General features: G+C 65.2%; 18 protein-coding genes. 6 read left to right on the forward strand and 12 right to left on the reverse strand.

The window, feature by feature from the left end:
* Nucleotides 1-131 precede the first annotated feature (131 nt).
* The 5 genes from C7C57_RS05570 to C7C57_RS05590 all read right to left on the reverse strand — a co-directional run bounded on the left by C7C57_RS05570 (nucleotide 132) and on the right by C7C57_RS05590 (nucleotide 7,894).
* Nucleotides 132-2,315, reverse strand: coding sequence for an Ig-like domain-containing protein (locus C7C57_RS05570; protein ID WP_187977892.1), 2,184 nt, complete (start codon nucleotides 2,313-2,315; stop codon nucleotides 132-134).
* 112 nt (nucleotides 2,316-2,427) lie between these two features.
* Nucleotides 2,428-4,617 carry an Ig-like domain-containing protein gene (locus tag C7C57_RS05575; protein WP_187977893.1) on the reverse strand — a complete coding sequence of 730 codons (2,190 nt, stop codon included), beginning with the start codon at nucleotides 4,615-4,617 and terminating at the stop codon, nucleotides 2,428-2,430.
* 59 nt (nucleotides 4,618-4,676) lie between these two features.
* Nucleotides 4,677-5,513 (reverse strand): exopolysaccharide biosynthesis polyprenyl glycosylphosphotransferase, encoded by an 837-nt coding sequence (locus C7C57_RS05580; RefSeq protein WP_187977894.1) that lies wholly within the window; start codon nucleotides 5,511-5,513, stop codon nucleotides 4,677-4,679.
* 46 nt (nucleotides 5,514-5,559) lie between these two features.
* The gene (locus C7C57_RS15820) at nucleotides 5,560-6,264 is read right to left on the reverse strand and encodes a GntR family transcriptional regulator (protein ID WP_187977895.1); all 705 of its coding nucleotides are present in this window, start codon (nucleotides 6,262-6,264) and stop codon (nucleotides 5,560-5,562) included.
* 193 nt (nucleotides 6,265-6,457) lie between these two features.
* On the reverse strand, nucleotides 6,458-7,894 hold the full coding sequence (locus tag C7C57_RS05590; RefSeq protein ID WP_187977896.1) for an Ig-like domain-containing protein: 1,437 nt from the start codon (nucleotides 7,892-7,894) through the stop codon (nucleotides 6,458-6,460).
* A 12-nt stretch (nucleotides 7,895-7,906) separates the two neighbouring features.
* On the opposite strand from C7C57_RS05590, the gene C7C57_RS05595 reads away from it, so the two are divergent.
* Nucleotides 7,907-8,149: a hypothetical protein gene (locus C7C57_RS05595; protein WP_187977897.1), complete on the forward strand. Its 243-nt coding sequence runs from the start codon at nucleotides 7,907-7,909 to the stop codon at nucleotides 8,147-8,149.
* Between the two features lie 220 nt (nucleotides 8,150-8,369).
* On the opposite strand, the gene C7C57_RS05600 is transcribed toward C7C57_RS05595, so the two are convergent.
* The 6 genes from C7C57_RS05600 to gmd form a co-directional block, all read right to left on the reverse strand.
* The gene (locus tag C7C57_RS05600) at nucleotides 8,370-9,026 is read right to left on the reverse strand and encodes a GntR family transcriptional regulator (protein WP_187977898.1); all 657 of its coding nucleotides are present in this window, start codon (nucleotides 9,024-9,026) and stop codon (nucleotides 8,370-8,372) included.
* A gap of 120 nt (nucleotides 9,027-9,146) precedes the next feature.
* The gene (locus C7C57_RS05605; RefSeq protein WP_187977899.1) at nucleotides 9,147-10,763 is read right to left on the reverse strand and encodes an Ig-like domain-containing protein; all 1,617 of its coding nucleotides are present in this window, start codon (nucleotides 10,761-10,763) and stop codon (nucleotides 9,147-9,149) included.
* A 153-nt stretch (nucleotides 10,764-10,916) separates the two neighbouring features.
* Entirely contained in the window at nucleotides 10,917-11,435 is a 519-nt protein-coding gene (locus tag C7C57_RS05610) for a DapH/DapD/GlmU-related protein (protein WP_187977900.1), read from the reverse strand.
* A 43-nt stretch (nucleotides 11,436-11,478) separates the two neighbouring features.
* Nucleotides 11,479-12,732 carry a hypothetical protein gene (locus tag C7C57_RS05615; protein ID WP_187977901.1) on the reverse strand — a complete coding sequence of 418 codons (1,254 nt, stop codon included), beginning with the start codon at nucleotides 12,730-12,732 and terminating at the stop codon, nucleotides 11,479-11,481.
* 3 nt (nucleotides 12,733-12,735) lie between these two features.
* On the reverse strand, nucleotides 12,736-13,692 hold the full coding sequence (locus tag C7C57_RS05620; protein ID WP_187977902.1) for a GDP-L-fucose synthase: 957 nt from the start codon (nucleotides 13,690-13,692) through the stop codon (nucleotides 12,736-12,738).
* Nucleotides 13,693-13,698: 6 nt separating this feature from the next.
* Complete coding sequence (gmd, locus tag C7C57_RS05625; protein ID WP_187977903.1) at nucleotides 13,699-14,727, reverse strand: GDP-mannose 4,6-dehydratase; 1,029 nt, start codon at nucleotides 14,725-14,727, stop codon at nucleotides 13,699-13,701.
* Nucleotides 14,728-14,889: 162 nt separating this feature from the next.
* On the opposite strand from gmd, the gene C7C57_RS05630 reads away from it, so the two are divergent.
* Genes C7C57_RS05630 through C7C57_RS05650 form a run of 5 tightly spaced genes read left to right on the forward strand, consistent with a single transcriptional unit; the run spans nucleotide 14,890 to nucleotide 20,090 of the window.
* Nucleotides 14,890-15,654: a WecB/TagA/CpsF family glycosyltransferase gene (locus C7C57_RS05630; protein WP_187977904.1), complete on the forward strand. Its 765-nt coding sequence runs from the start codon at nucleotides 14,890-14,892 to the stop codon at nucleotides 15,652-15,654.
* Nucleotides 15,654-16,796, forward strand: coding sequence for a glycosyltransferase family 4 protein (locus C7C57_RS05635; RefSeq protein ID WP_187977905.1), 1,143 nt, complete (start codon nucleotides 15,654-15,656; stop codon nucleotides 16,794-16,796). The genes C7C57_RS05630 and C7C57_RS05635 overlap by 1 nt, the downstream gene beginning before the upstream one ends.
* Nucleotides 16,793-18,112 carry an O-antigen ligase gene (locus C7C57_RS05640; RefSeq protein ID WP_187977906.1) on the forward strand — a complete coding sequence of 440 codons (1,320 nt, stop codon included), beginning with the start codon at nucleotides 16,793-16,795 and terminating at the stop codon, nucleotides 18,110-18,112. The genes C7C57_RS05635 and C7C57_RS05640 overlap by 4 nt, the downstream gene beginning before the upstream one ends.
* Complete coding sequence (locus tag C7C57_RS05645; RefSeq protein WP_187977907.1) at nucleotides 18,105-18,935, forward strand: glycosyltransferase family 2 protein; 831 nt, start codon at nucleotides 18,105-18,107, stop codon at nucleotides 18,933-18,935. The genes C7C57_RS05640 and C7C57_RS05645 overlap by 8 nt, the downstream gene beginning before the upstream one ends.
* Nucleotides 18,936-18,980: 45 nt before the next feature.
* The gene (locus C7C57_RS05650) at nucleotides 18,981-20,090 is read left to right on the forward strand and encodes an LCP family protein (RefSeq protein ID WP_187977908.1); all 1,110 of its coding nucleotides are present in this window, start codon (nucleotides 18,981-18,983) and stop codon (nucleotides 20,088-20,090) included.
* A gap of 131 nt (nucleotides 20,091-20,221) precedes the next feature.
* Here C7C57_RS05650 and C7C57_RS05655 read toward each other — a convergent pair whose 3' ends face one another.
* A complete protein-coding gene (locus C7C57_RS05655; protein WP_187977909.1) occupies nucleotides 20,222-20,425 on the reverse strand; it encodes a hypothetical protein in 204 nt (67 codons plus the stop codon).
* Nucleotides 20,426-20,746 lie beyond the last annotated feature (321 nt).

Here is a 20,746-nt window from a genome sequence, read left to right on the forward strand (position 1 = left end):
AGCGCAACACCATCTAATATTTTACTCTGGGTTTTTTGATCGACGCGACAAAGGCGGGGCACGCACCGCCGACAGATCCTGTCGGTGGTGCGTGCCCCGCCGGGGTGCGCAGGCGTACTGCGCGGGTGGTGCTAGCTGGCCTTGATGTAGAAGGTCAGGTCGGTGTGCTTCATGTCGCCGTTGGCGAGGGTCTGGGTGACCTTGAAGGTGTACTTACCGTTCTGCAGTTCAAACGTTCCCGGTGCTTCCCATGTGCCGTCGCCCTTCACCGTGGCCGAGGCGATCTGCTTGCTGGTGCCGTTGATCACGATCTTCGCGCCGGGCTCGCCCTTACCGGTGTAGGTCACCATCTTGGTGGTGACGGTGGAGTCCTGGGCCGGGGTGGTCACAACCACGTCGGAGGCTTCGCCGGCACGTACCTTGAAGGACACGGTGTCGCGGCTGGTGGCCGCGCCATTGGCCGGAGTCTGCTCGACATTCAGGGTGTAGTCGCCGCCGAGGTCCATGGTTGCCGGTGCTTCCCAGGTGCCGTCCTCCTTGACCGTGGCCGAGGCGACGGTCTTGGAAGTGCCGAACACTCGAATTGCTGCGCCGGGCTGACCGGTGCCCTTGAAGACCGGACGCACGTTGTAGACGGTGGATCCCGCCGCCGGCTCGGTGAACTTCACCGCGGCGGCCGAAGCGCTGTACTTCTTGGTGAAGGACACGGTGGTGGAGGACTCGATGGTGCCGGAGATCTGCTTGATGCCGAAGACCAGCGGGCCGTTGGGCAGGGGGATTGCGGATTCACAGGACCAGGTGCCGTCGTTCTTGACCTCGGTGGTGCAGATGTTCTTGGTGGATCCGTTGACCTGGATGGTGGCGCCGACGGTGCCGGTTCCGGTGAAGGTGACCTTCTCGGTGGTGACGGTCGATCCGTTGGCGGGGGTGGTGATCTGAACGCCGTTACCGAAGTTGATGGTGGCGAGGACGGTGTCGGAGGTTCCGGTGCCGTAAACCTGTGAAACGTTTACGGTCTTGTTGCCGGTGCCCTGGAAGGGAACCACGATGGACCAGTTACCGCTGGCGGGAACGACCTGAGTGCCGACGATTTCGTTGGCGTCGTTGCGGACGTTGATGGTGGCTCCGGGGATGCCGGTGCCAGAGAGAACGTTGTGGCTCACGGTGACGGTGGGCTTTGCCACCTTGTTTCCCACGGTGATCTTGAAGGCGGTCGTCGAGATAAGCTTGCCTGCGGCGTTGGTCGCCTTCGCGGACCCTCCGGTGTACACCGTGCCCGGAGCGACATTGGCGTCGATCTTGAAGGTTAGGACCTTGTCTGCTCCCCAGTTTGGCTGAACTCCACAATCCGCGGTTGAACCGTCTGCGGAAATTACGCAGTAGGGGGAGTTAATCGACTTGAATTTCGTGCCAGTCGGGGCAATAAACTCCAGGCGACCATTGATGCTGGTCCCAATTTTGACGGTTGCGGTGCCCTCTTCCCCCGCATTGATTACTGCATCGGTTGCCGTCAGGTTCGGTGTAATTGTGGCTCCCAGCGAGTGAGTGTCGCGCACCAAGCCATCGTAAATGGCTTCGACCTTACCATCGGTGAATGTGCCGGTATGAGTTCCATCAGATTCGAGGGTGACGGTACGATCCGCTCCCCAGGTATCGGTGTTTACTCCACAGAGGGCGGTGAGACCATCCGGTGAAATCGTGCAACCGGCGTAGTTTGTCGCGGTAATTCGAGTTCCGGTAGGGGCGGTGAACTTCAGCTGTCCGTAGGCAGATCGGCCGAACTTGACGGTCGAAACACCAGTGGTTGCCTGTGCAAACGAGGGGGTGCTGACGGTTGAAAATGCACTCTTTACCGTCCCGCTGAAATCGAGACTCTTATTCGTAACGCCATCCTTGACGACCTCGACCTTGCCGCCGGTCAGGGCGGATCCGGCGACTGATGACTCGAGAACCTTGAACGTGATCTTCCGAGATGCGTTCCAGTAGTCGGAATTTTTCCCCATCAGGGCGTAGGAACCATCAGGTGCGATGTATTCGGTCCAGTCCGTAGCGGTGATTTTAGTTCCCTGTGGGGCTGTGATCTTCAGCTGTCCATAGGCCGTACCACCCGGAAAAGTTAGGGTTGTCTCGACGGTGTATCCACGCTCCGTATTCATCGCGCTCATCGCGAGATCGGCGGCGTTGACCTGATTACCCGAGGCCGAAACCTTGGGCGAGGGGTCGATGAGGGTGCTGGCGAATGCGGGCTGTGCGATGAGCGAGCCCAGGGCCACGGTGCAGAGTGCCGCGGCGGTCATGGTTTTACGCATGGTCATGAGGTGATGCCTTTCGAGCAATGGTGTTTGAGGTGAAAGGTCGGGTTGCCCAAGTGGGGCCCCGAACGTCGGGGGCGGGAGGTCGTCCCACCCCCGACATCTGTGGGATGGGTTAATAGCTGGCCTTGACGTTGAAGGTCAGGTCGGTGTGCTTCATGTCGCCGTTGGCGAGGGTCTGGGTGACCTTGAAGATGTACTTACCGTTCTGGAGTTCGAAGGTGCCGATGGCTTCCCATGTGCCATCCTGCTTGACGGTGGTCGAGGCGATCTGCTTGCTGGTGCCGTTGATGGTGATTTTGGCTCCGGGCTCGCCCTTGCCGGTGTAGGTCACGGTCTTGGTGGTGACGGTGGAGTCCTGGGCCGGGGTGGTGACAACCACGTCGGAGGCTTCGCCGGCGCGGACCTTGAACTCGACGGTTTCGCGGCTGGTGGCCGCGCCATTGGTCGGAGTCTGCTCGACGCTCAGCTTGTAGTCTCCGCCGAGGTCCATGGTTGCCGGGGCTTCCCAGGTGCCGTCCTCCTTGACCGTGGCCGAGGCGACGGTCTTCGAGGTACCAAACACGCGGATTGCCGCGCCGGGCTCGCCGGTGCCCTTGAAGACCGGGCGAGCGTTGTAGACGATGGTCCCGTTGGCGGGTTCGGTGACCTTCACCGGTGTGGCGGTGTTGGAGTACTTCTTGGTGAAGGACACGGTGGTGGAGGACTCGATGGTGCCGGAGATCTGCTTGATGCCGAAGACCAGCGGGCCGTTGGGCAGCGGGATCGAGGACTCGCAGGACCAGGTGCCGTCGTTCTTGACCTCGGTGGTGCAGATGTTCTTAGTGGATCCGTTGACCTGGATGGTGGCGCCGACGGTGCCGGTTCCGGTGAAGGTGACCTTCTCGGTGGTGACGGTCGATCCGTTGGCGGGGGTGGTGATCTGAACACCGTTACCGAAGTTGATGGTGGCCAGGACGGTGTCGGAGGTTCCGGTGCCGTAAACCTGTGAAACGTTTACGGTCTTGTTGCCGGTGCCCTGGAATGGGACCACGATGGACCAGTGTCCGATCGCGTCGACCGTGGCGGTTCCAACGATCTCGTTGGCGTCGTTGCGGACGTTGATGGTGGCACCGGGGATACCGGTACCCGAGAGAACGTTGCGGTCAACGTTCACGACGGGCTTGGTGACCTTGTTGCTGACGGTGACCTTGAACTCCGCACGAGCGGTGTCCACATTGCCGGCATTCATGGTGGCGGATCCACCGTTGTAAACGGTTCCGGGTACGGCGTTGGCCGGGGTGTTGATCTTGAAGTTAAGGGTGCCCGACCAGGAGCCGGTGGGGACGCGGGTCAGGGTCTTGCCATCGGCGGAGACGACGCTACCCGAGGGCTGGCCGGTTGCGGCCCAGGTGGTGCCCTCCGGAGCCTTCATCGTGATGCCGCCCCAGATCTGCGGGGAGAAGGTCAGGGGCAGGGTAGCCTGAGCGCCAGAGTCGACAACCTGATCGGTGGCCTTGATCGTGGTGGTCGTGGTGGCGGCGAGCGAGTGGGAGTCCACCACCTGTCCTCCGTAGATTACCTCTACCTTGCCGTCGGTGTGAGCGCCGGGAACGTAGGCGCCGTCGGAATCGAAGGTCACCTTACGTGGGTTGCCCCAGCTGTCGGTGCTGGTACCGCAGAGCGCGGTCAGTTTATCGGGAGAGATCACACAGGTTGCGTAGTCGACGGACTTGATCTTGGTTCCGGTAGGTGCCGTGATCTTGAGTTGCCCCAGTGTTGCACTCGCGAAATTAATGGTGGAGACGCCCGTGTATGCCTGGCTGAAGGAGGGGGTGGTTACGGTGCCGATGCTGCTGGTGACGTTCATGGTGAAATCAATACCCTTGGTGATGTCACCGTCCTTTACCATCTCGACCTTGCCGCCGGTTCTGACGGTGCCGGCCTCCGACTCCTTATCTGCGGTGAGCTTGATCGGGCGATCACCCGACCAGTGGTCGGTGTTCTTGCCGAGCAGCGCGGTCTTACCATCCTCGGAGATAACCGAGTCGGCATAACCGGCATCGGTAATCTTGGTTCCTTCGGGGGCGGTGATCTTGATCTGACCAAATACCTGCCCGTTGGGGAACTTAATGGTTGCGTTTGCCGCAAAACCGCGGGTTCCGCTCAGCGAGGTAATGGTGATATCGGCGGCTGCGGTCTGGTTGTTGGTGGTTGCCTTGGGCGAGGGGTCGAGAAGGGTTTCGGCGAACGCGGGCTGCGCGATCAGGGAGCCGAGGGCCACGGTGCAGAGTGCGGCGGCGGTCATGGTTTTACGCATGGACATGGGTGAGTTTTTCCTTCGGGTTGTAACGGTGGCTCCTGGTGAGCCGGGGGAGAATGGGGCTAGTACGCCCCGCGGGAACCCAGCACCATCGGTACGGTGCGGGCCAAAACCTTGATGTCGAGCGCGAGGGAGCGGTTCTCGACGTAGTGCAGATCCAGGCGCAGTCCCTCGGACCACTCAAGGTCCGAGCGTCCGCTGACCTGCCACAGTCCGGTGATTCCGGGGGAGACCAGCAGGCGGCCGTGCGCGTGGGGTTCGTACTGCTCAACCTCGCGGGGGAGCCCGGGGCGCGGGCCCACCAAGCTCATCGATCCGCCCAACACGTTGAACAGCTGGGGCAGCTCATCGAGGGAGAGTTTGCGCAAAACGCCGCCGACGCGGGTGATGCGCGGGTCCTCCTTGATCTTGAACAGCGGACCGGCACCCTCGTTGAGTGCCATCAGCGCGTCCACCTGCTTCTCGGCGCCCACGCTCATGGTGCGGAACTTGACGATCGAGAACTCGGTGCCGTTCAGACCCACGCGGGTCTGCCGGAAGAACACCGGGCCGCGGCTGTCGAGCTTGACGATCAGCGCGATGATTGCCAGAACCGGGGCGAGTGCGATCAGGCCGCAGATCGATCCGAAGAGGTCGAGGGTCCGCTTGGCCCAGGCTCCGCGCTTGAGCGAGTGGGTGTCGACCGAGATGCCGGTGGACTCGATGATGCGCTCGGCCGCCGAGGCGGCGGTGACCGCCTGGGGGGCCAGGGCGGGGGCCGCCTTGACCGCGGCGAGGTCGGCCTCGTCATGGGTCGCGGTGATGTCCAGGTGGGTGGACACCAGACGCGAGTGGCCGCGGGCCGGGTGGGTGTCGGGGGTGGTGCGAATCGGGGAGGATGTCGGGATAGTCGCGGACATGGGGTCCTTTCTTCGGGACTGTGGGGTGCTGAGACAGGGGTGGTGGTTACGCGTAACGCGATTCGGAGGGGGCGGTGGCCTGCTGCAGGAGCGGGGCGAGTTGGGCGACATAGTCGAGAACCTGGCGCGTGGCCGACTCTCGATCGCCGGCGCGGACCGCGTCCGCCAGGCCGCCGAGGCAGGCCGTGCGCGGGCGCATGTCCCGAGCCAGGTCCACGCCGTGCGCGGCCATGACCGGGGAGGTGAAGTACAGCGCGAGCGGGTGGAGGAGTTCCAGCAGCACGCGATTGACCGAGCGGCTCCACGGCGAGAGGGTGATGTCCTCTGCCAGTTCCAGGAACAGCTGGATGTCCGCATCCGGTCGAGCCGTGAGCGCGGGGGCGTCGGCTTCCGGGTCGGAGAGGCGCAGTTCGGAGAGGTCGAAGCGCGGATCGGTGAGGGCCAGGGTGACCAGGCGGCCGGTCATGACCAGGCGATCCTGCATATCGGTGGCGTCCCAGTCGGCGATCTGGGTGTGACTGTTGCGAGCCACCTCCACAAAGCCGGTCCAGGCGAGGCGGGTGATGGCCTCGCGGACGGGGGTGCGGGACACGGCGAGCTCATAGGCGAGGTCGTCGACCCGGAGCCGCTCATGCGGGGTAAACCGGCCGGAAATAATGTCCGCCAGCAGGCGTTCGAACACAGTATCGCCAAGCAGCCGCTGCGCGATCGCACCGCGGTGACGAGAGGCACTACGGATTGATTGAATCATCGACTTCTCCACATCTAGTGATCTAATATTTCAGAACATGGAAAGTCTTACATAAATTTAAACTGAGCGCAACACCATCTAATATTTCTGTTGAAAACTCTTGGTGAATTGTGCCCGAAAATGTGAAACGGGTGCGCCGAGCTCGTGCTCGACGCACCCGTTTTGGGTGGATGCCCGGAGATTGGGCCCCGTGTTAGCCGGCCTTAACCGAGAAGGTCAGGCTGGTGTGCTTGGTGTCACCGTTGGGGTCGGTCTGGGTCGCGGTGAAGATGAAGGTGCCGTTGGGCAGATCGAAGTCACCGATCGCCTCCCAGGTGCCGTTGTCTCGGACGGTGGCCGAGGCGATGACCTTGCTGGTGCCGTTGATCACGATCTTCGAACCCGGCTCGCCGGTTCCGGTGTAGGTCACCTTCTTGGTGGTGATGGTGGAGTTCTGGGCGGGCTTGGTGACCACGACGTTTGCCGGGGCACCGGTGCGCACCTTGAAGGAGACGGCGTCGCGGGTTGCGGCGGCACCGTTGGTTGGGGTCTGCTCGACGCTCAGGGTGTAGTCACCGTTGAGGTTCATGGTGGCGGGTGCCGACCAGGTGCCGTCGGCCTTGACCGTCGCGGTGGCGACGGTCTTGGAGGTGCCGTAGACCCGAATCGCCGCACCGGGCTGGCCGGTTCCGGTGAAGGTGGGACGGGCGGTGTACACGGTGGATCCCGGTGCCGGAGCCGTGAACTTCACCGGCGTCGCGGTCGCGCTGTAGGACCGCGCAAACGAGACGGTGGTGCTGGATTCGATCGACCCGGAGATCTGCTTGACCGCGAACTCGAACGTTCCGTTGGGCAGGGTGGTGGGGGCGTCACAGGTCCAGGTGCCGTCGGTCTTGACCGTGGTGGTGCACACGTTCTTGTTGGAGCCGTTGACCTCCACGGTGGCACCCACGGTACCGGTGCCCGAGAAGGTGGTTTTCTGGGTGGTCACGGTCGACCCGTTCGCCGGGGTCGTGACCTGCACGCCCTTGCCAAAGTCGATCGTGGCCAGCACGGTGTCCGAGGTGCCGGTTCCATAGGTCTGTGAGACGTTCAGGGTCTTGGATCCGTTGCCCTGGAACGGAACCACGGCCTCCCAGGTGCCGTCGGGCTTCACCGCGGCGCTGGCGACGATCTCGTTTTTGTCGTTGCGCACGTTGACGGTGCCGCCGACCACGCCGGTGCCCGAGAGCACGTTCCGGTTGACGTTGACCGTGGGCTTGGCCACCACGTTGCTGACGGTGATGGAGAATGCGGCCGCGGCGGTCTTGGGGTCGCCGGGGCCGGCATGCATGGTCACGCGTCCACCCGAATAGACGGTTCCGGGAGCGGCGTTCGCGGGGGTGTCCAGCACAAACTTCTGGGTGCCCCTCCAGGGTCCGCCGTTGTTGTTGCCGGTGCAGGTCGCGGTGAGCCCATCGGCCGCGATCGTGCAGTTCCCGGAGTTTCCGGTGCGTGAGAAGGTGGTGCCCGCGGGGGCGACCACGTCGATCCAGCCCCAGATGTCCTTATTGAAGGTGAGGGATGCGGTGGCCTTGGCACCCGCATCGGCGATCGGGTTGGTGAGGACCAGGGTGGCCAGGGTGTTGGCTCCCAGCGAGGTCGAGTCCACGATGGCGCCGTTGTGGATGATCTGTACCAGGCCATCGGTGTGGCTGCCGGGCAGTACCGCGCCATCGGATTCGAAGGTGACGGTGCGGTTTCCGCTCCAGGAGGTCTCGTTGGTGCCGCACAGCGCGATGTGCCCATCGCCCGAGATCGAGCAGCCGCCGCCACTGACCGAGACGATGCGGGTCCCGGTGGGGCCACCACCTTCATCTGGCCGGAAATGGCCGAGGAGAATCCGATCGTCGCGCTGCCCTGGTAGGCCTGCGAGAAGGTGGGGGAGGCAATCGGTTTCAGGACGCTCGCGTTGGTTTGAGCGCTGGTGGTCGCCTGCGGGGACGGGTCGACCAGGGTTTCGGCGAAGGCGGGCTGCGCGATGAGCGAGCCCAGGGCCACGGTGCAGAGCGCCGCGGCGGTCATGGTTTTACGCACGGACATGATGTGTGCCTTTCGAGCGGGGTGATTGGTTTGGGTATTACGGGTCAGAAAAGTGGGATGAGCCGCTCCAGGTAGAGCGACAGGTGCTCGTTCGCGCCCCGGCGGTCTCCCTCGGTGAGGGACCGTGCCAGTGAGACGAGCGGCTCGCTGCGTTCCGGATCCTGCGCGCCGAGATTGACTCCGTGCGCGGGAAGGAGGGGGGAGCAGATGTAGAGCCGGAGGGGGCGGTGAAGTTCGTCGAGAACCCGGGTGACCGCGCAGCTCCAGGGGGCGGCGGCGATGTCCTCGACCAGGTCGAGGTACACGCGGGTGTCGGGCGTGTGTCGGATGTGTTCGGGGGGCATCGAGCCCAGGCGCAGTCCGCTCAGATCCAGTCGGGGATCGCCGAGTCCGATGCCGACCAGCTCGCCGCTCATGGCGAGCCGGTCGCGCATATCGGTGGCGTTCCACTCGGCGATCTGGGTGTGACTGTTTCGGGCGACATCCACAAAGCCGCTCCAGGCCAGGCGGGTGATGGCCTCGCGCACGGGGGTGCGCGAAACCGACAGCTCGTAGGCGATGGCGTCGACCTTGAGTCGTTCGTGCGGCGTGAATCTCCCGGCGATAATGTCGGCGAGGAGGCGATCAAATACCGTGTCTCCCAGGAGGCGCTGTGCGATCGCTCCGTGCTGGTTGGCGCTGTTGCGGATGGACCGAATCATAAAATACTCCCCATGTAGTTATCTAATATTTCAAGATAGCGCAGGGTTTAGCGGGACATTAACCGTTTAATGGAGCCCATCTAATATATTTTTTGGCGGCCCGAAACACGCCGCCGGGGGTTAGCGGGCGGCGACCGTGGTGAAGGTTACCGCCGCGTAGGAGCGGGCGGCGCCATTGGTGGGGGTCTGCTCGATATTCAGGACAAACTTGCCACGCAGATCAAAGCCCGCGGGGACCTCCCAGGTGCCGTCGGCCTTGACCGTGGCCGTGCCGACGTTGCGGCTGGTGCCAAAGACGCGAATGGCCGCGCCGGGTTCGCCGGTGCCGCGGAAGATCGGGCGCAGCGTGTTGACGGTGCCGTTATTGGCAGGGCTGGTGATCGCCACGTTCGCCGCGTTGGATGCCGACTGACGCACAAAGTTCACGGTCGCAGACGAGGTCACGGTTCCGGTCTGCCGCGCGGTCAGGGTGAAGTACCCCAGCGGGAGATCAAAGCTCGCGTCACAGCTCCAGATGCCGTCGGCGGTGACCACGGTGGTGCACACGGTGCGGCTCGTGCCCGCCACGGTGACGGTAGCGCCCACGGTACCGGTGCCGGTGAAGGTGGCCGGGGTTCCGTTTAGGGTGCCGCCGGGGGTGGGGGAGGTGATCGCCAGGCCCTCGCCGAAGTCGATGGTGACGGTGGCCGGAGTCGAGCTGTCGGTGCCCAGCGTCTGGGTGACCTCAAAGCTGTGGTTTCCGCGGCCGGGGTAGGGGACGTTCAGTGCCCAGGTGCCGTCGGCGGCCACCGCCGAGCTGGCCACGAGGGCGTTGTTGGCATCGTGGACGCGCACCGTTGCGCCGGGCAGTCCGGTACCGCTCAGCGCGTTGCGGTTCTTGGTGATGGTGAGGTCTTCCAGGGTGTCGCCGGCGATCACCTGGAACCCGGCGCTGGTGATGGCCGCGCCCAGTGTGTTGGATACGCGTGCGGATCCGCGATCCAGCACCGTGCCGGTGGGAACCTCGGCGTTCACCCTGATCGATACGGTGACCGGGGCGCTCCAGCGCGCCGGGGCGGGGCAGGTGATCGCGGTCTGCTGGGGCAGGATCTCGCAGCGCGGGTCCGAGACGGCGGTGATGCTGGTATTGAGTGGGGCGGCGAGGGTGAGCTGACCCGAGGTGGGCAGCGCGAAGGTCAGGGTGATCGATCCGGTCTCGCCGGGCTTAATCGTCGGACTGCTCGCGGTGAGGTTGGGGCGAACCGTGGCACCCAGGGAAACCGAGCTCACCACGGTCTCGCCCACGCGCACCTCGATCCGTCCGTCGGTGCTGGTTCCCGGGGCGGTGATTCCGTCCGAGGCGAGGGTGAGCGCGAGCGGCGCGTTCCAGACCGTGGCGTCATCGCCACACTCGGCGGTGGTGCGGTCGGCGGAGAGGGTGCAGCCGGGGAACTGAACCAGGCTGATCAGGGTTCCGGTCGGTGCGGTGATGCGCAGTTTTCCGGTGGTGGGGGAGGTGAAGCGAATCTGGGTGTTGCCCGGTGCACCCTGAATGAAGCTCGGGGATTCCGGGGTCACGAGGGCGAGGGTCCCAACCCCGGAGGTTGTGGTGGGGTCCGGAGTCTCTGACTCCGTGGCGGCCGTTGCCGTTGCCGAGGGCGCCGGCGCGGGGGTGAGGGGGGTGGCGAATGCCGGTTGTGCCAGCAGGGGGGTGAGGGCCGCCGCGCAGAGCGCCGCGGTCGCGAGGGTTTTTCGCATGGTTGGTGTGCCTTCCGCATTGGCAAGAATGCGGGCCCGTCACGGGGATACAAACTTGCCATCTAGTCGCCTGATATTTCAAGCAATCTAGAGCCTTCCAAAAATGCCGGCGAAACGCAACGAGATCTAATATTTAAGACAATGACGTAAGAACTAGCGCTGATGATTCTTGACGATGAACTTGCCGCGGCTCTTGGCCAGGTACTCGGCGGTGCCACAGATTTCCCGGGCCGGATTGCCGGCGACCACGGTGTTCTCGGCCACATCACGGGTGACTACGGCGCCCGCGCCGACGATGCTGCCCGCGCCCACGGTGATCCCGGGCAGGATGATCGCGTTCATGCCGATGAAGGCATTCTCGCCGATCGTCACCGGGGCGTAACGCACAAACTCCTCGCCCGTCCGCAGCGCGCCCAGGTGGACGGCGACCCGGTCGAGGCTGAAATCGTGGGTCAGGAGCTTGACGTCGTGGCTGATGACCGCGCCATCGCCGATGGTGATGGCGTTCGGGCGGCCGATGTCGAAGTAGGCGCGCGGGCTGACCCATTGCGGGGTGCCGACGACGATGCCCGCGCGGCGCAGGGTGGCCACGGTGAAGCGGCGATACGGGGACTGGCCGAGCCGGCGGACCAGCGGGCCAAAACGGAACAGGAGGAGCCAGAGCTTGGACATGGAGGCCTTTCGGGACGAAGTGGGAGGAGTGAAGGAGGGCCGGCTAAGCCAGCGCGGTGCCTAGCCGAGGGGAAACCGGGCGCCAGAACGCCAGCGCAAACAGTCCGGGAACCAGGATCCAGGGTGCTGCCGCGGCGGCGATTGCCAGTGACAGCGACGCCTGGGCCGCACCAAACAGCCAGGCAAAGGTGGCCAGCGAGGCGGCCAGGGTGATGATCCGCACCCCAAACAGTAGGTGGCTGGAGTGCCGGTATCGCAGGAAGGTCGAGAGCACCGAGGACGCGCCGAGTGCGCCGATCAGCAGCGCGCAGGCCAGGGCCAGTTCGGAGGCGGCGGTCCAGACGTCCTGATGCAGGGCGCGGGATATCCAGCCGCCCAGGCTCAGGGCCAGCACGCCGTAGAGCGCGCCGACCAGGATAAACGCGCCGATCAGCAGGGTGGGCTGGCGCAGCGTGCGCAGCCGGGTATCGAGGGTCGGGGCGGCCTCAAACGCCCGCGCGGATCCGCGCAGCACCCGCACCAAAAACGGCGAGCTGGCGGTCTGCAGCAGCTGAAGCGGACCCACAAACAGCGAGATAGCGGTGCGGAAGGCTCCGGCGAGCTCGGGGGATCCCATGATCCCGGCGAGGAACACAAACCCGTTGACGGTGGTCGCCATGAGCAGCGCATCGAGGGCCAGGAACGGGATGTCCTTGCCGTAGTGCCGCCAGTAACCGCGGATCCGCAGTGAGGAGGAGCGGGGTTGGCCGAGCAGCGACACCACGGTGCCCACACCGTATGCGAGCACCATCGCGCCGGGGACCACTACCTCGGCGGGCAGATCGGTGAGGCATCCCAGTAGGCCCAGAATCAGCAGCCCAAACATCACCGCATCGCTGCGCACCACCCGGGCATAGTCGCCGGTGGCGAGGTCGATCGTGCGGGCCAGGTCGTAGAGGGAATAGGTCACCGTGGCGAGCCCGATCAGGATTCCCGCCAGGGGGAGTCCCACCGAAAACCCAACCAGGGCCGGGATGATCCCGGCCACCAGGGAGACAAGGGTGGTCAGAATCAGTGCCGGACGGCGGGCCCAGTGCGCCCCCGATACATCCCCGGAGAGGAATACCAGGATCGGGATGGACCCGGCCCCGCGCACAAATGCGACCACGATGAAAAATGCCGACAGGATGATCGCGACCCGCCCCCAGGCGTCGGGGGCCATCGCCAGGGTGCCCACGAGAGTGACCACCATCCCGGCGATACTGTAGAGCCCCTGGGCACCAATCGGTGCGGCGAGTGAGCGAATCTTTCCCATCATGGGCTAACCTCGCAGGTCGCCGCGGTGCGCGCGATACCAGGCCACGGTGCGGGTGATGCCCTCGGTGAGGGAGACCCGCGGGGTCCATCCGGTTGCGGTGATCCGGGAGATGTCGAGCAGCTTCTGCGGGGTGCCGTCGGGCTTGGTGGTGTCCCACTCGGTGTCGCCCGCATAGCCGGTCGCGGCGGCAATCGCGGCGGCCAGCTCGGCAATCGAGACGTCCTCGCCCACGCCCACGTTGACGTGTTCGGGGGCATCGTAGGTGTTTAGCAGGTGCACGCAGGCGGCGGCCATATCGTCCACGTGCAGCAGCTCGCGGCGCGGGGTTCCGGTACCCCAGTTGGTGACCGAGGGGGCGTCGGATTCGGCGGCCTCGGCGTAGCGCTGGATCATCGCCGGGACCACGTGCGAACCGGTCGGGGAGAAGTTGTCCCCGGGGCCGTAGAGGTTGGTGGGCATGGCCGAGATCCACTTCAGCCCGTACTGGCGGCGCACGGCCTGGACCTGGATGATGCCGGCGATCTTGGCGATCGCATAGGCGTCGTTGGTCTCCTCGAGGTGTCCGGTCAGCAGCGAATCCTCGCGGATCGGCTGCGGCGCGAACTTCGGGTAGATGCAGGACGAGCCCAGGAAGAGGAGTCGGTCGATGCCCACCTCGGCGGCGGCGTCCATCACGTTGACCTGAATCTGCAGGTTTTCGGAGAGGAAATCGGCCGGATAGGTGTTGTTGGCGTGGATCCCGCCCACCTTGGCGGCGGCGAGGATCACCACGTCGGGGCGCTCCACCGAGAGGAATTCGAAGACGGCGCCGCGATCGCGCAGGTCCAGCTCGCTCGAGGATCGTCCAATCAGGTGGGTGTGCCCGAGGGATTCCAGGTGTCGCCAGATGGCGGAGCCCACCAGGCCTCGATGGCCGGCCACGAAGATGCGGGTTTCGGGGGTCAGGGTCAGGGAGGTCATCGGAGATTACTTCTTCCAGCTTGCGAGGTTGACGGTGTCGATCCAGTTCTTACCCGGGTGGTTCAGCGCCTCGATATCGGCGTCCACCATCAGGCGGGCCAGGTCATCCGGGCGCACGGTTGCTTCCCAGCCCAGCTTTTCGCGGGCCTTGGAGGCGTCGCCGACCAGGGCGTCCACCTCGGAGGGGCGCAGGTAGCGCTCGTCGAACTTGACGTGGTCCTCCCAGTTGAGTCCCGCGTGGCTGAAGGAGATCTCCAGGAAGTCCTTGACGGTGTAGTCCACACCGGTGGCCAGCACGAAGTCCTCGGGCTCGTCCACCTGCAGCATCCGCCACATACCCTCGACATACTCGGCGGCGTAGCCCCAGTCACGCACCGCGTCGAGGTTACCCATATAGAGGTGCTCCTGGGTGCCGGCCTTGATCGCGGCCACGGCACGGGTGATCTTGCGGGTCACGAAGGTCTCGCCACGACGGGGCGACTCGTGGTTGAACAGCACGCCGTTCACGGCGAACATGCCGTAGGCCTCGCGGTAGTTCTTGGTGATCCAGTAGGAGTACATCTTGGCCACACCGTAGGGGGAGCGGGGGTGGAACGGGGTGGACTCGCTCTGCGGCGGCGGGGTCGCGCCATACAGTTCCGAGGAGGAAGCCTGGTAGAAGCGGGTCTCGATGCCGGACATACGTACGGCCTCCAGCAGGCGAACGGTTCCGGTGCCGGTGGCATCCGCGGTGTGCTCGGGCTCATCGAAGGAGACGCGCACGTGGGACTGGGCGGCCAGGTTGTAGACCTCGTGGGGCTTGATCTGCGAGAGCAGCGTAACCAGTCGGCCTCCGTCGCGCAGGTCGCCGTAGTGCAGGAAGAGCTTGGCGTCCTCGTTGTGCGGGTCGGTGTAGAGGTGATCGATGCGCGAGGTGTTGAAGGTGGATGCTCGGCGAATCAGGCCGTGGACCTCATAGCCCTTGGAGAGCAGGAGCTCGGCGAGGTAGGAGCCGTCCTGGCCGGTGATGCCGGTGATAAATGCGCGCTTGGTCATTGCTGTTCCTTTTGTTAGGGGTTCGGGATTCGCCTGAGTAATGCGGGTGGCGAGGTGAGGGAAGATCTTGTCTAGCCTCTTGATACTTCAGCATGTCTTGTGCTTTACTACTAATATATTAGATGGTAACCCGAAATGTCCACTCAAGTTTGGAAAAAAATTATGAGCCTGCAAAACATCACCACCACGGCCATCGCCGGACTGCCCGTCTGCGCCATTGCGCCCGAGGCCGCATCCACCGCCGTGTGTGAGGCCGCCGCCAAGCATGAGGCCGCCGACATTCACCTGGCCAACGCGTTTGTGGTTTCGCTCGCGCATCAGGATGAGCGCTACCACGACCTGCTCGCGCAGAGCGCTGCAATTTTTCCCGACGGCAAGCCGCTCACGTGGGCGTCGCGCATTAAGAGGGGCAGCAACCTCTCGCAGGTGCGCGGACCGTCGCTGTTTGAAAACGTGATTAACGAGGGCCGCGCCACCGGGCTCCGCCACTTCTTCCTGGGGAACACCCCCGAAACCCTGGCCCTGCTGACCGCCGAGCTCGAACACCGCTACCCGGGCATGATCGTCGCCGGCGTGCACAGCCCGCCCTTCCGTGCGCTGAGCGAGACCGAGCTGGCCGCCCAGGATGAGCTGATCCGACAGACTCGTCCGGACATTGTCTGGGTGGGTCTCGGTACCCCCAAGCAGGATGCCGAAGCCCGGCGTGTCGCCGAGGAACTGGGCCTGGTCGCCATCGCGATCGGTGCCGCCTTCGACTTCATCGCCGGGACCAAGAAGGAGGCTCCGGAGATCCTGAGCAAGCTCGGCCTGGAATGGGTCTTCCGCTTCGCCTCCGAGCCGCGCCGGCTGTGGCGTCGCTACCTGATCGGCAACCTGGTGTTTTCCTGGGCCGTGCTGAAGCCCCGCGCCAAGCGGGTCGCCGCGTAATGAGTGCCGCACAGCCCGAAACCGTGGACGGTCGGCACAGCCGCGTCATGGTCATCAGCCAGCTGCCGCCGCCCCTGCACGGCAGCACCCTGATGACCGCCCGACTGCTCGATATCCTCGCCCGGAGCGGCTGGACCACCCGACTGGTGGATCGCCGCTTCAGCCAGGACATCGGTCAGGTCGGGGAAGCCTCGGCGCGCAAGGTTCTGCTGGCCATCGGCCTGTGGTGGCGCACCCTGTGGACCATCCTCACCTGGAAGCCGCGCGCGGTGGTGTTTTTCGCCACGACCCGCACCGGATCCTTCCTGGTCGACTGGGTCGTCTCCGAAATTCTGCGTCTGTGCGGGGCCCGGACCGTCCTCTATATCCACACCGTGGGCTTCCGGGACCTGGCCGCCCGCGGCGCACTCTGGAACTTTTTTGTCCGCCGCCTGCTCGGTTCCGCGCACCGCATCGTGACCCTCGGGCCGACCCTGGTCGCCGATGTGGCCCCGTTTGTGGCGCGGCCCGAAACCACCGTGGTCTGCATCGCCAACACCCCGACCGGCCTGCCGGACACCCTGACCCCGCGCCCGCCCAGCACCGCCAACGTCCTGTTTCTCTCCAACATCATTCCCGGAAAGGGGGCCGATGTGTTTGTCACCATCGCACTCGCCCTGTTCCGGGGCGGCCAGCCGAGCACCTTTGCCCTGGCCGGACCCGCCGGAGACGCGGCGCTGGCCGAAACCATCGACGCCCGCATCGGCGAGGCCGACGCCTCCCACGCCATCACCCGGATGGGCGCGGTGGCGGGGGAGACCAAGTGGGATGCGCTGACCGGTGCCACCTGCCTGGCCTTCACCTCCGAGCTGATCGAGGCACAGCCCCTGACCATCATCGAGGCCATGGCCTGCGGAATCCCCGTGGTCGCCTTCCGCGTGGGAGGCATCCCCGATCTGATCATCGACGGCGAAACCGGTTTCCTGGTGGACGCCGGAGATACCGCGGCCTTCGAGGCGCGCGTGCGCACCCTGCTGAGCGATCCTGCCCTGCGCGAAAAGATGGCACTGGCCGCCCGCGCGCGCTTCGAGGCGGGCTTCTCCGAGCTGGCGTTTGCCGGTTCCTGGACCGCGATCCTGACCGGAGCGGGTGAGATTCGATGACCGCCACGACCTCGCGCCGGATCCGCCCGCTGCGCCCGGCACTTCCCTTGGGAAAGGCCCGGGTGATCAACCACGGTGCCGTCCACATCGCCGCGCCCACGACGCCCGCCGCCGAGGTCGTCCCGGCGCCGATCCGGGCGCGTGTGCCCTGGATCGTGCTGCTCGCCTGCGCGATCGCCCTGCTGATCAACGTGCCCGCCCGCTGGTCGGTGGGTCCGGTGTCCGCCTCGGCGGCGATCACGCTGCTGATTGCGGTGGCCTTCGTCGCCTGCATCCCGCTGCTCCTGCGTCGCCGCGCGGGGGCAACCCGCGGGCCGCGCGTGCTGCCGATCACACTGGGCATCTTCCTTGCCTACTCGGGCGGACGCCTGCTGCTGAGCCCCTCGATCGAGGGCCTGCAAAACGTGGCGGTGTTCACCATGTTCATCCTGGGGATCTGCTTCGCCGCCCAGGGGGTGACTCCGGAGCGCGCGATGCGTGCCCTTTCGGCGCTGCGCTGGACCGGCATCATCGTCTCGCTGGTGTTCCTCGGGGCGCTCGGCACGGGCATCGAAATCTACGATGAGCGTGCCCTCGCGCTGACCGCGCTGATCCTGCTCTCCACCGCGATTGCCGTGCCCGCCGCGGGCCTGATCCTGCGGCTCTCGCCGTTCATCATCACCGCGGCCATCGTCTCCAGCCTCTCCCGCACCGCCTCGGTCATCGCCGTGACCCTGTTTGCCTTTTTTGTGGTGCGCCTGCGCCGCGGCAACCGGCTGCTGCTGGCGATCATCACGCTGAGCATCGCCCTGGTCGGCGTCTGGCTGCTGGTCACCACCTATGAGCCGCTGCGCGAACGATTCCTCGAGGGGGACAACGCCGCCGACTTTGGGGGGCTGACCATCAATACCTCGGGCCGCTCGGTGCTCTGGGAAATGACCCTGGACAGCGCCGCGCAGAGCCCACTGATCGGCAACGGTGCGGGCAGCGCGAGTGCGCTGATCTCCGCCCACTTCACTAACATCTCCCACCCGCACAACGAGTACCTGCGCCTCTATCACGACTACGGCGTGATTGGCCTGGCCCTGTTTGTCTGGGGCTTCGCCGCGCTGCTCGGGCGGGTCGGTCGCCGGGCCGCGCACTCCGACAACCCGATCCACTGGGCCGCGCTCATTGCGATGGTCGCCGTGGCGCTGGCCGCCACCACCGACAACGTCATCATCTACCCCTTTGTCATGCTCCCGCTGGGCGCCCTCGTGGGCCTGTCCCTCGGCCTCCCCGGAGAGGTCGCCGCGTCCACCCTCAACCCGAAGAAACGAGTACCCGCCCGTGTCTAACACCCCCAAAATCTCCGTCATCATGGCCGCCTACAACAACGAGGCCACGATCGGCGCCGCCCTGGAATCCCTGCTGGTGCAGACCATGCCCGACTTCGAAATCGTCGTGTTTGACGACGGATCGAGCGATCGCAGCGGCCTGATCGCCAGCGAGCTCAACGATCCGCGCATCCGCGTGATCGGCCTGGGCCGCAACGTGGGCCGGGCCGCCGCCCGGGACCACGCGATCCGCGCCGCCCGCGCCGAGATCATCGCGATTGCCGACGCCGACGACGCCTCACTACCCACCCGCCTCGAGGACCACCTGGCGATCTTCGCCGCCCACCCCGAGGCCACCGTGACCTACGGTCAGATCACCTCGGTGCTGCCCGACGGTACCCCGCACAATGCGCTGCGCTTCCCCGAAACCGCCGCCGAGGTGGATGCGCAGATCCGCCGCGGCCGGATGCCCGTGCCGCACACCGCCTCGGCATTTCTGCGCGAGTGGTACCTGGCCAGCGGCGGGTATGACGGCAGCATCCGCTGGTGCGAGGACTACGACCTGTTCGCCCGCGCCTGGACTCCCGGTACCTATGTACCGGACACCCGCGTGGGTGCTCGCTACACCATCGCCTCGCGCTTCCCCTCCTGGCGGTACTGGTGGGAAAACGAGCGCCACCTGCGCGCGATCAACGCGCGGATCCAGGCGGTGGGTCGCCCCGCCGCCGGCACCGAGCCGTTCTCCCCGTTCCTGCAGCAAAACTCCCGCGGCCTGGTGCGAGCGATCGAGCTGTTCCGCTACGTCGCCGTCCGCCTGCGCGACACTCTGCGCGGCACCCAATAAAACCCCCGCATCACTTTCTCTAACCACCCGAAGGACATCCCGAACATGAATTCCCCCATTGACGAGCTACTCTCCACCGCCGAGACCGAGGTGCCCACGCGCGCCGAGCGGAGGGCCGCGAAGAAACCGTGGACCCGCACCCGCAAGATTGTGGTGTGGTCCACCTCTTCGATCCTGGCGATCCTGCTGATCGGCATCGCGATTGCCGGCTCTTATGTCGCCAGCCTCGCCGACACCTATAACAGCAACGTCACCGTACTGCCCAGCGCCGACACCTTCCCCAAGGAGGAGTCGCGCCCGCCGCAGGCCACCGACGGGTCCCGCAACATTCTGCTGCTGGGATCGGACTCCCGCGGCGATGCCACCATCGCCGGGGAGGACACCGGCAGCAATCAGCGCTCGGACGTGCTGATGCTGGTGAACATCGCGGCCAACCGCAAGGACATGACCGTGATGTCGATCATGCGTGACCTCTGGGTGCCGATCCCCGGCCACGGCAACGCCAAGATCAACGCGGCCCTCGCCTGGGGCGGCACCCCGCTCGTGGTGGAAACCGTGGAGTCCCTGCTGGGGGTGCGCATCGACAACCTGGCGATCATCGACTTCGAGGGGTTCCGCGGCATGACCGACGCCCTGGGCGGCGTCGACGTCAACGTGGAAACCGGCTTCACCCGCAAGGACGAGAACATGACCTTCCCGCAGGGCATGAACCACCTCGACGGCGTGCACGCCCTCGGGTTTGTGCGCGAGCGCTATGCCTTCCCGACCGGCGACTTCCAGCGGGTGCGCAACCAGCAGCTGTACCTGCAGGCGCTGGGTTCCGCGCTGCTGAGCAAGGACACGCTGACCGATCCGACCAAGATCTCCAACTTCGTGACCGAGACCTCGAAGTTCCTCTCGGTGGATTCGGGTTTCGACTTCCCAACGATGGTCGAGCTGGGACTGAGCCTGCGCGATCTGCGGGCCGAGAACATTCACTACTTCACGATGCCCACCGCCGGGACTGGCTGGTCCCCGGACCATAAGCAGTCCATCGTCAACCTGAATTCCGCCGCCATCCCCGCCCTGCGCGAGGCCATCGCCCACGACACCGTGGCCGACTATGCGGCCAAGGTTGCCGCGGGAACCGCGCCGGGCATCGCCCCGGCGAAGTAGTACGGTCTCGACCGCCGACCGCCGACCGCCGACCGCCGACCGCCGGTTAAATGGCGGATCCCCGGGGGAGGGAAAACCCGGGGATCCTCTTCATCCCGATTCATCCCAAGTTCGCTCGGGGAAGCGGGGGCTTATGAGCCGGCGAGCGGCGAGTGCAACCGGACGGCGGCGTTGTCGAGATGGCTGGTCGGGGCGAACCGCTCGGGCAGGGTGCCGGAGGTTTCGGCGGCGGTGTCCATCGGCAATGGGATGGAAACCACCGAGGTGGTGCCGCACGTAATTTCGAGCGACCAGGCGAAAACGTCGGAGACGGCGGAGCTGGGAAGAACGGACATTGGGTGACCTTCTGTGGTTGTATCCCCATTCAACGTGATGACCGGTTAAGCCAGCGTTAACACACTGAAATTCTCTGCCCCCAGTTCCGGGCTCCCCGAAAACCACGAGCTTCCGCGCCTAGCGTGGGCTCATAAGACACCTGGGTTTTAGGGTTCCGGCCGTCCTTTTGGGTCGAGCGTTGGAGTCGTCTGGGAATTAAGGAGGGCAGCATGAACGTTAGTTTGGAAGAGATACTGCGCGAGCGTCCGGTGGATCGCGCAAATGTAGACGCCCAGAAGGAGATGATGCTCGCGGCGATCCGTTCATTTCTGCCGCAAGCG

Origin of the sequence: Mycetocola sp. JXN-3, assembly GCF_014522285.1 — a bacterium.
Taxonomy (GTDB): Bacteria; Actinomycetota; Actinomycetes; order Actinomycetales; family Microbacteriaceae; genus Mycetocola; species Mycetocola saprophilus.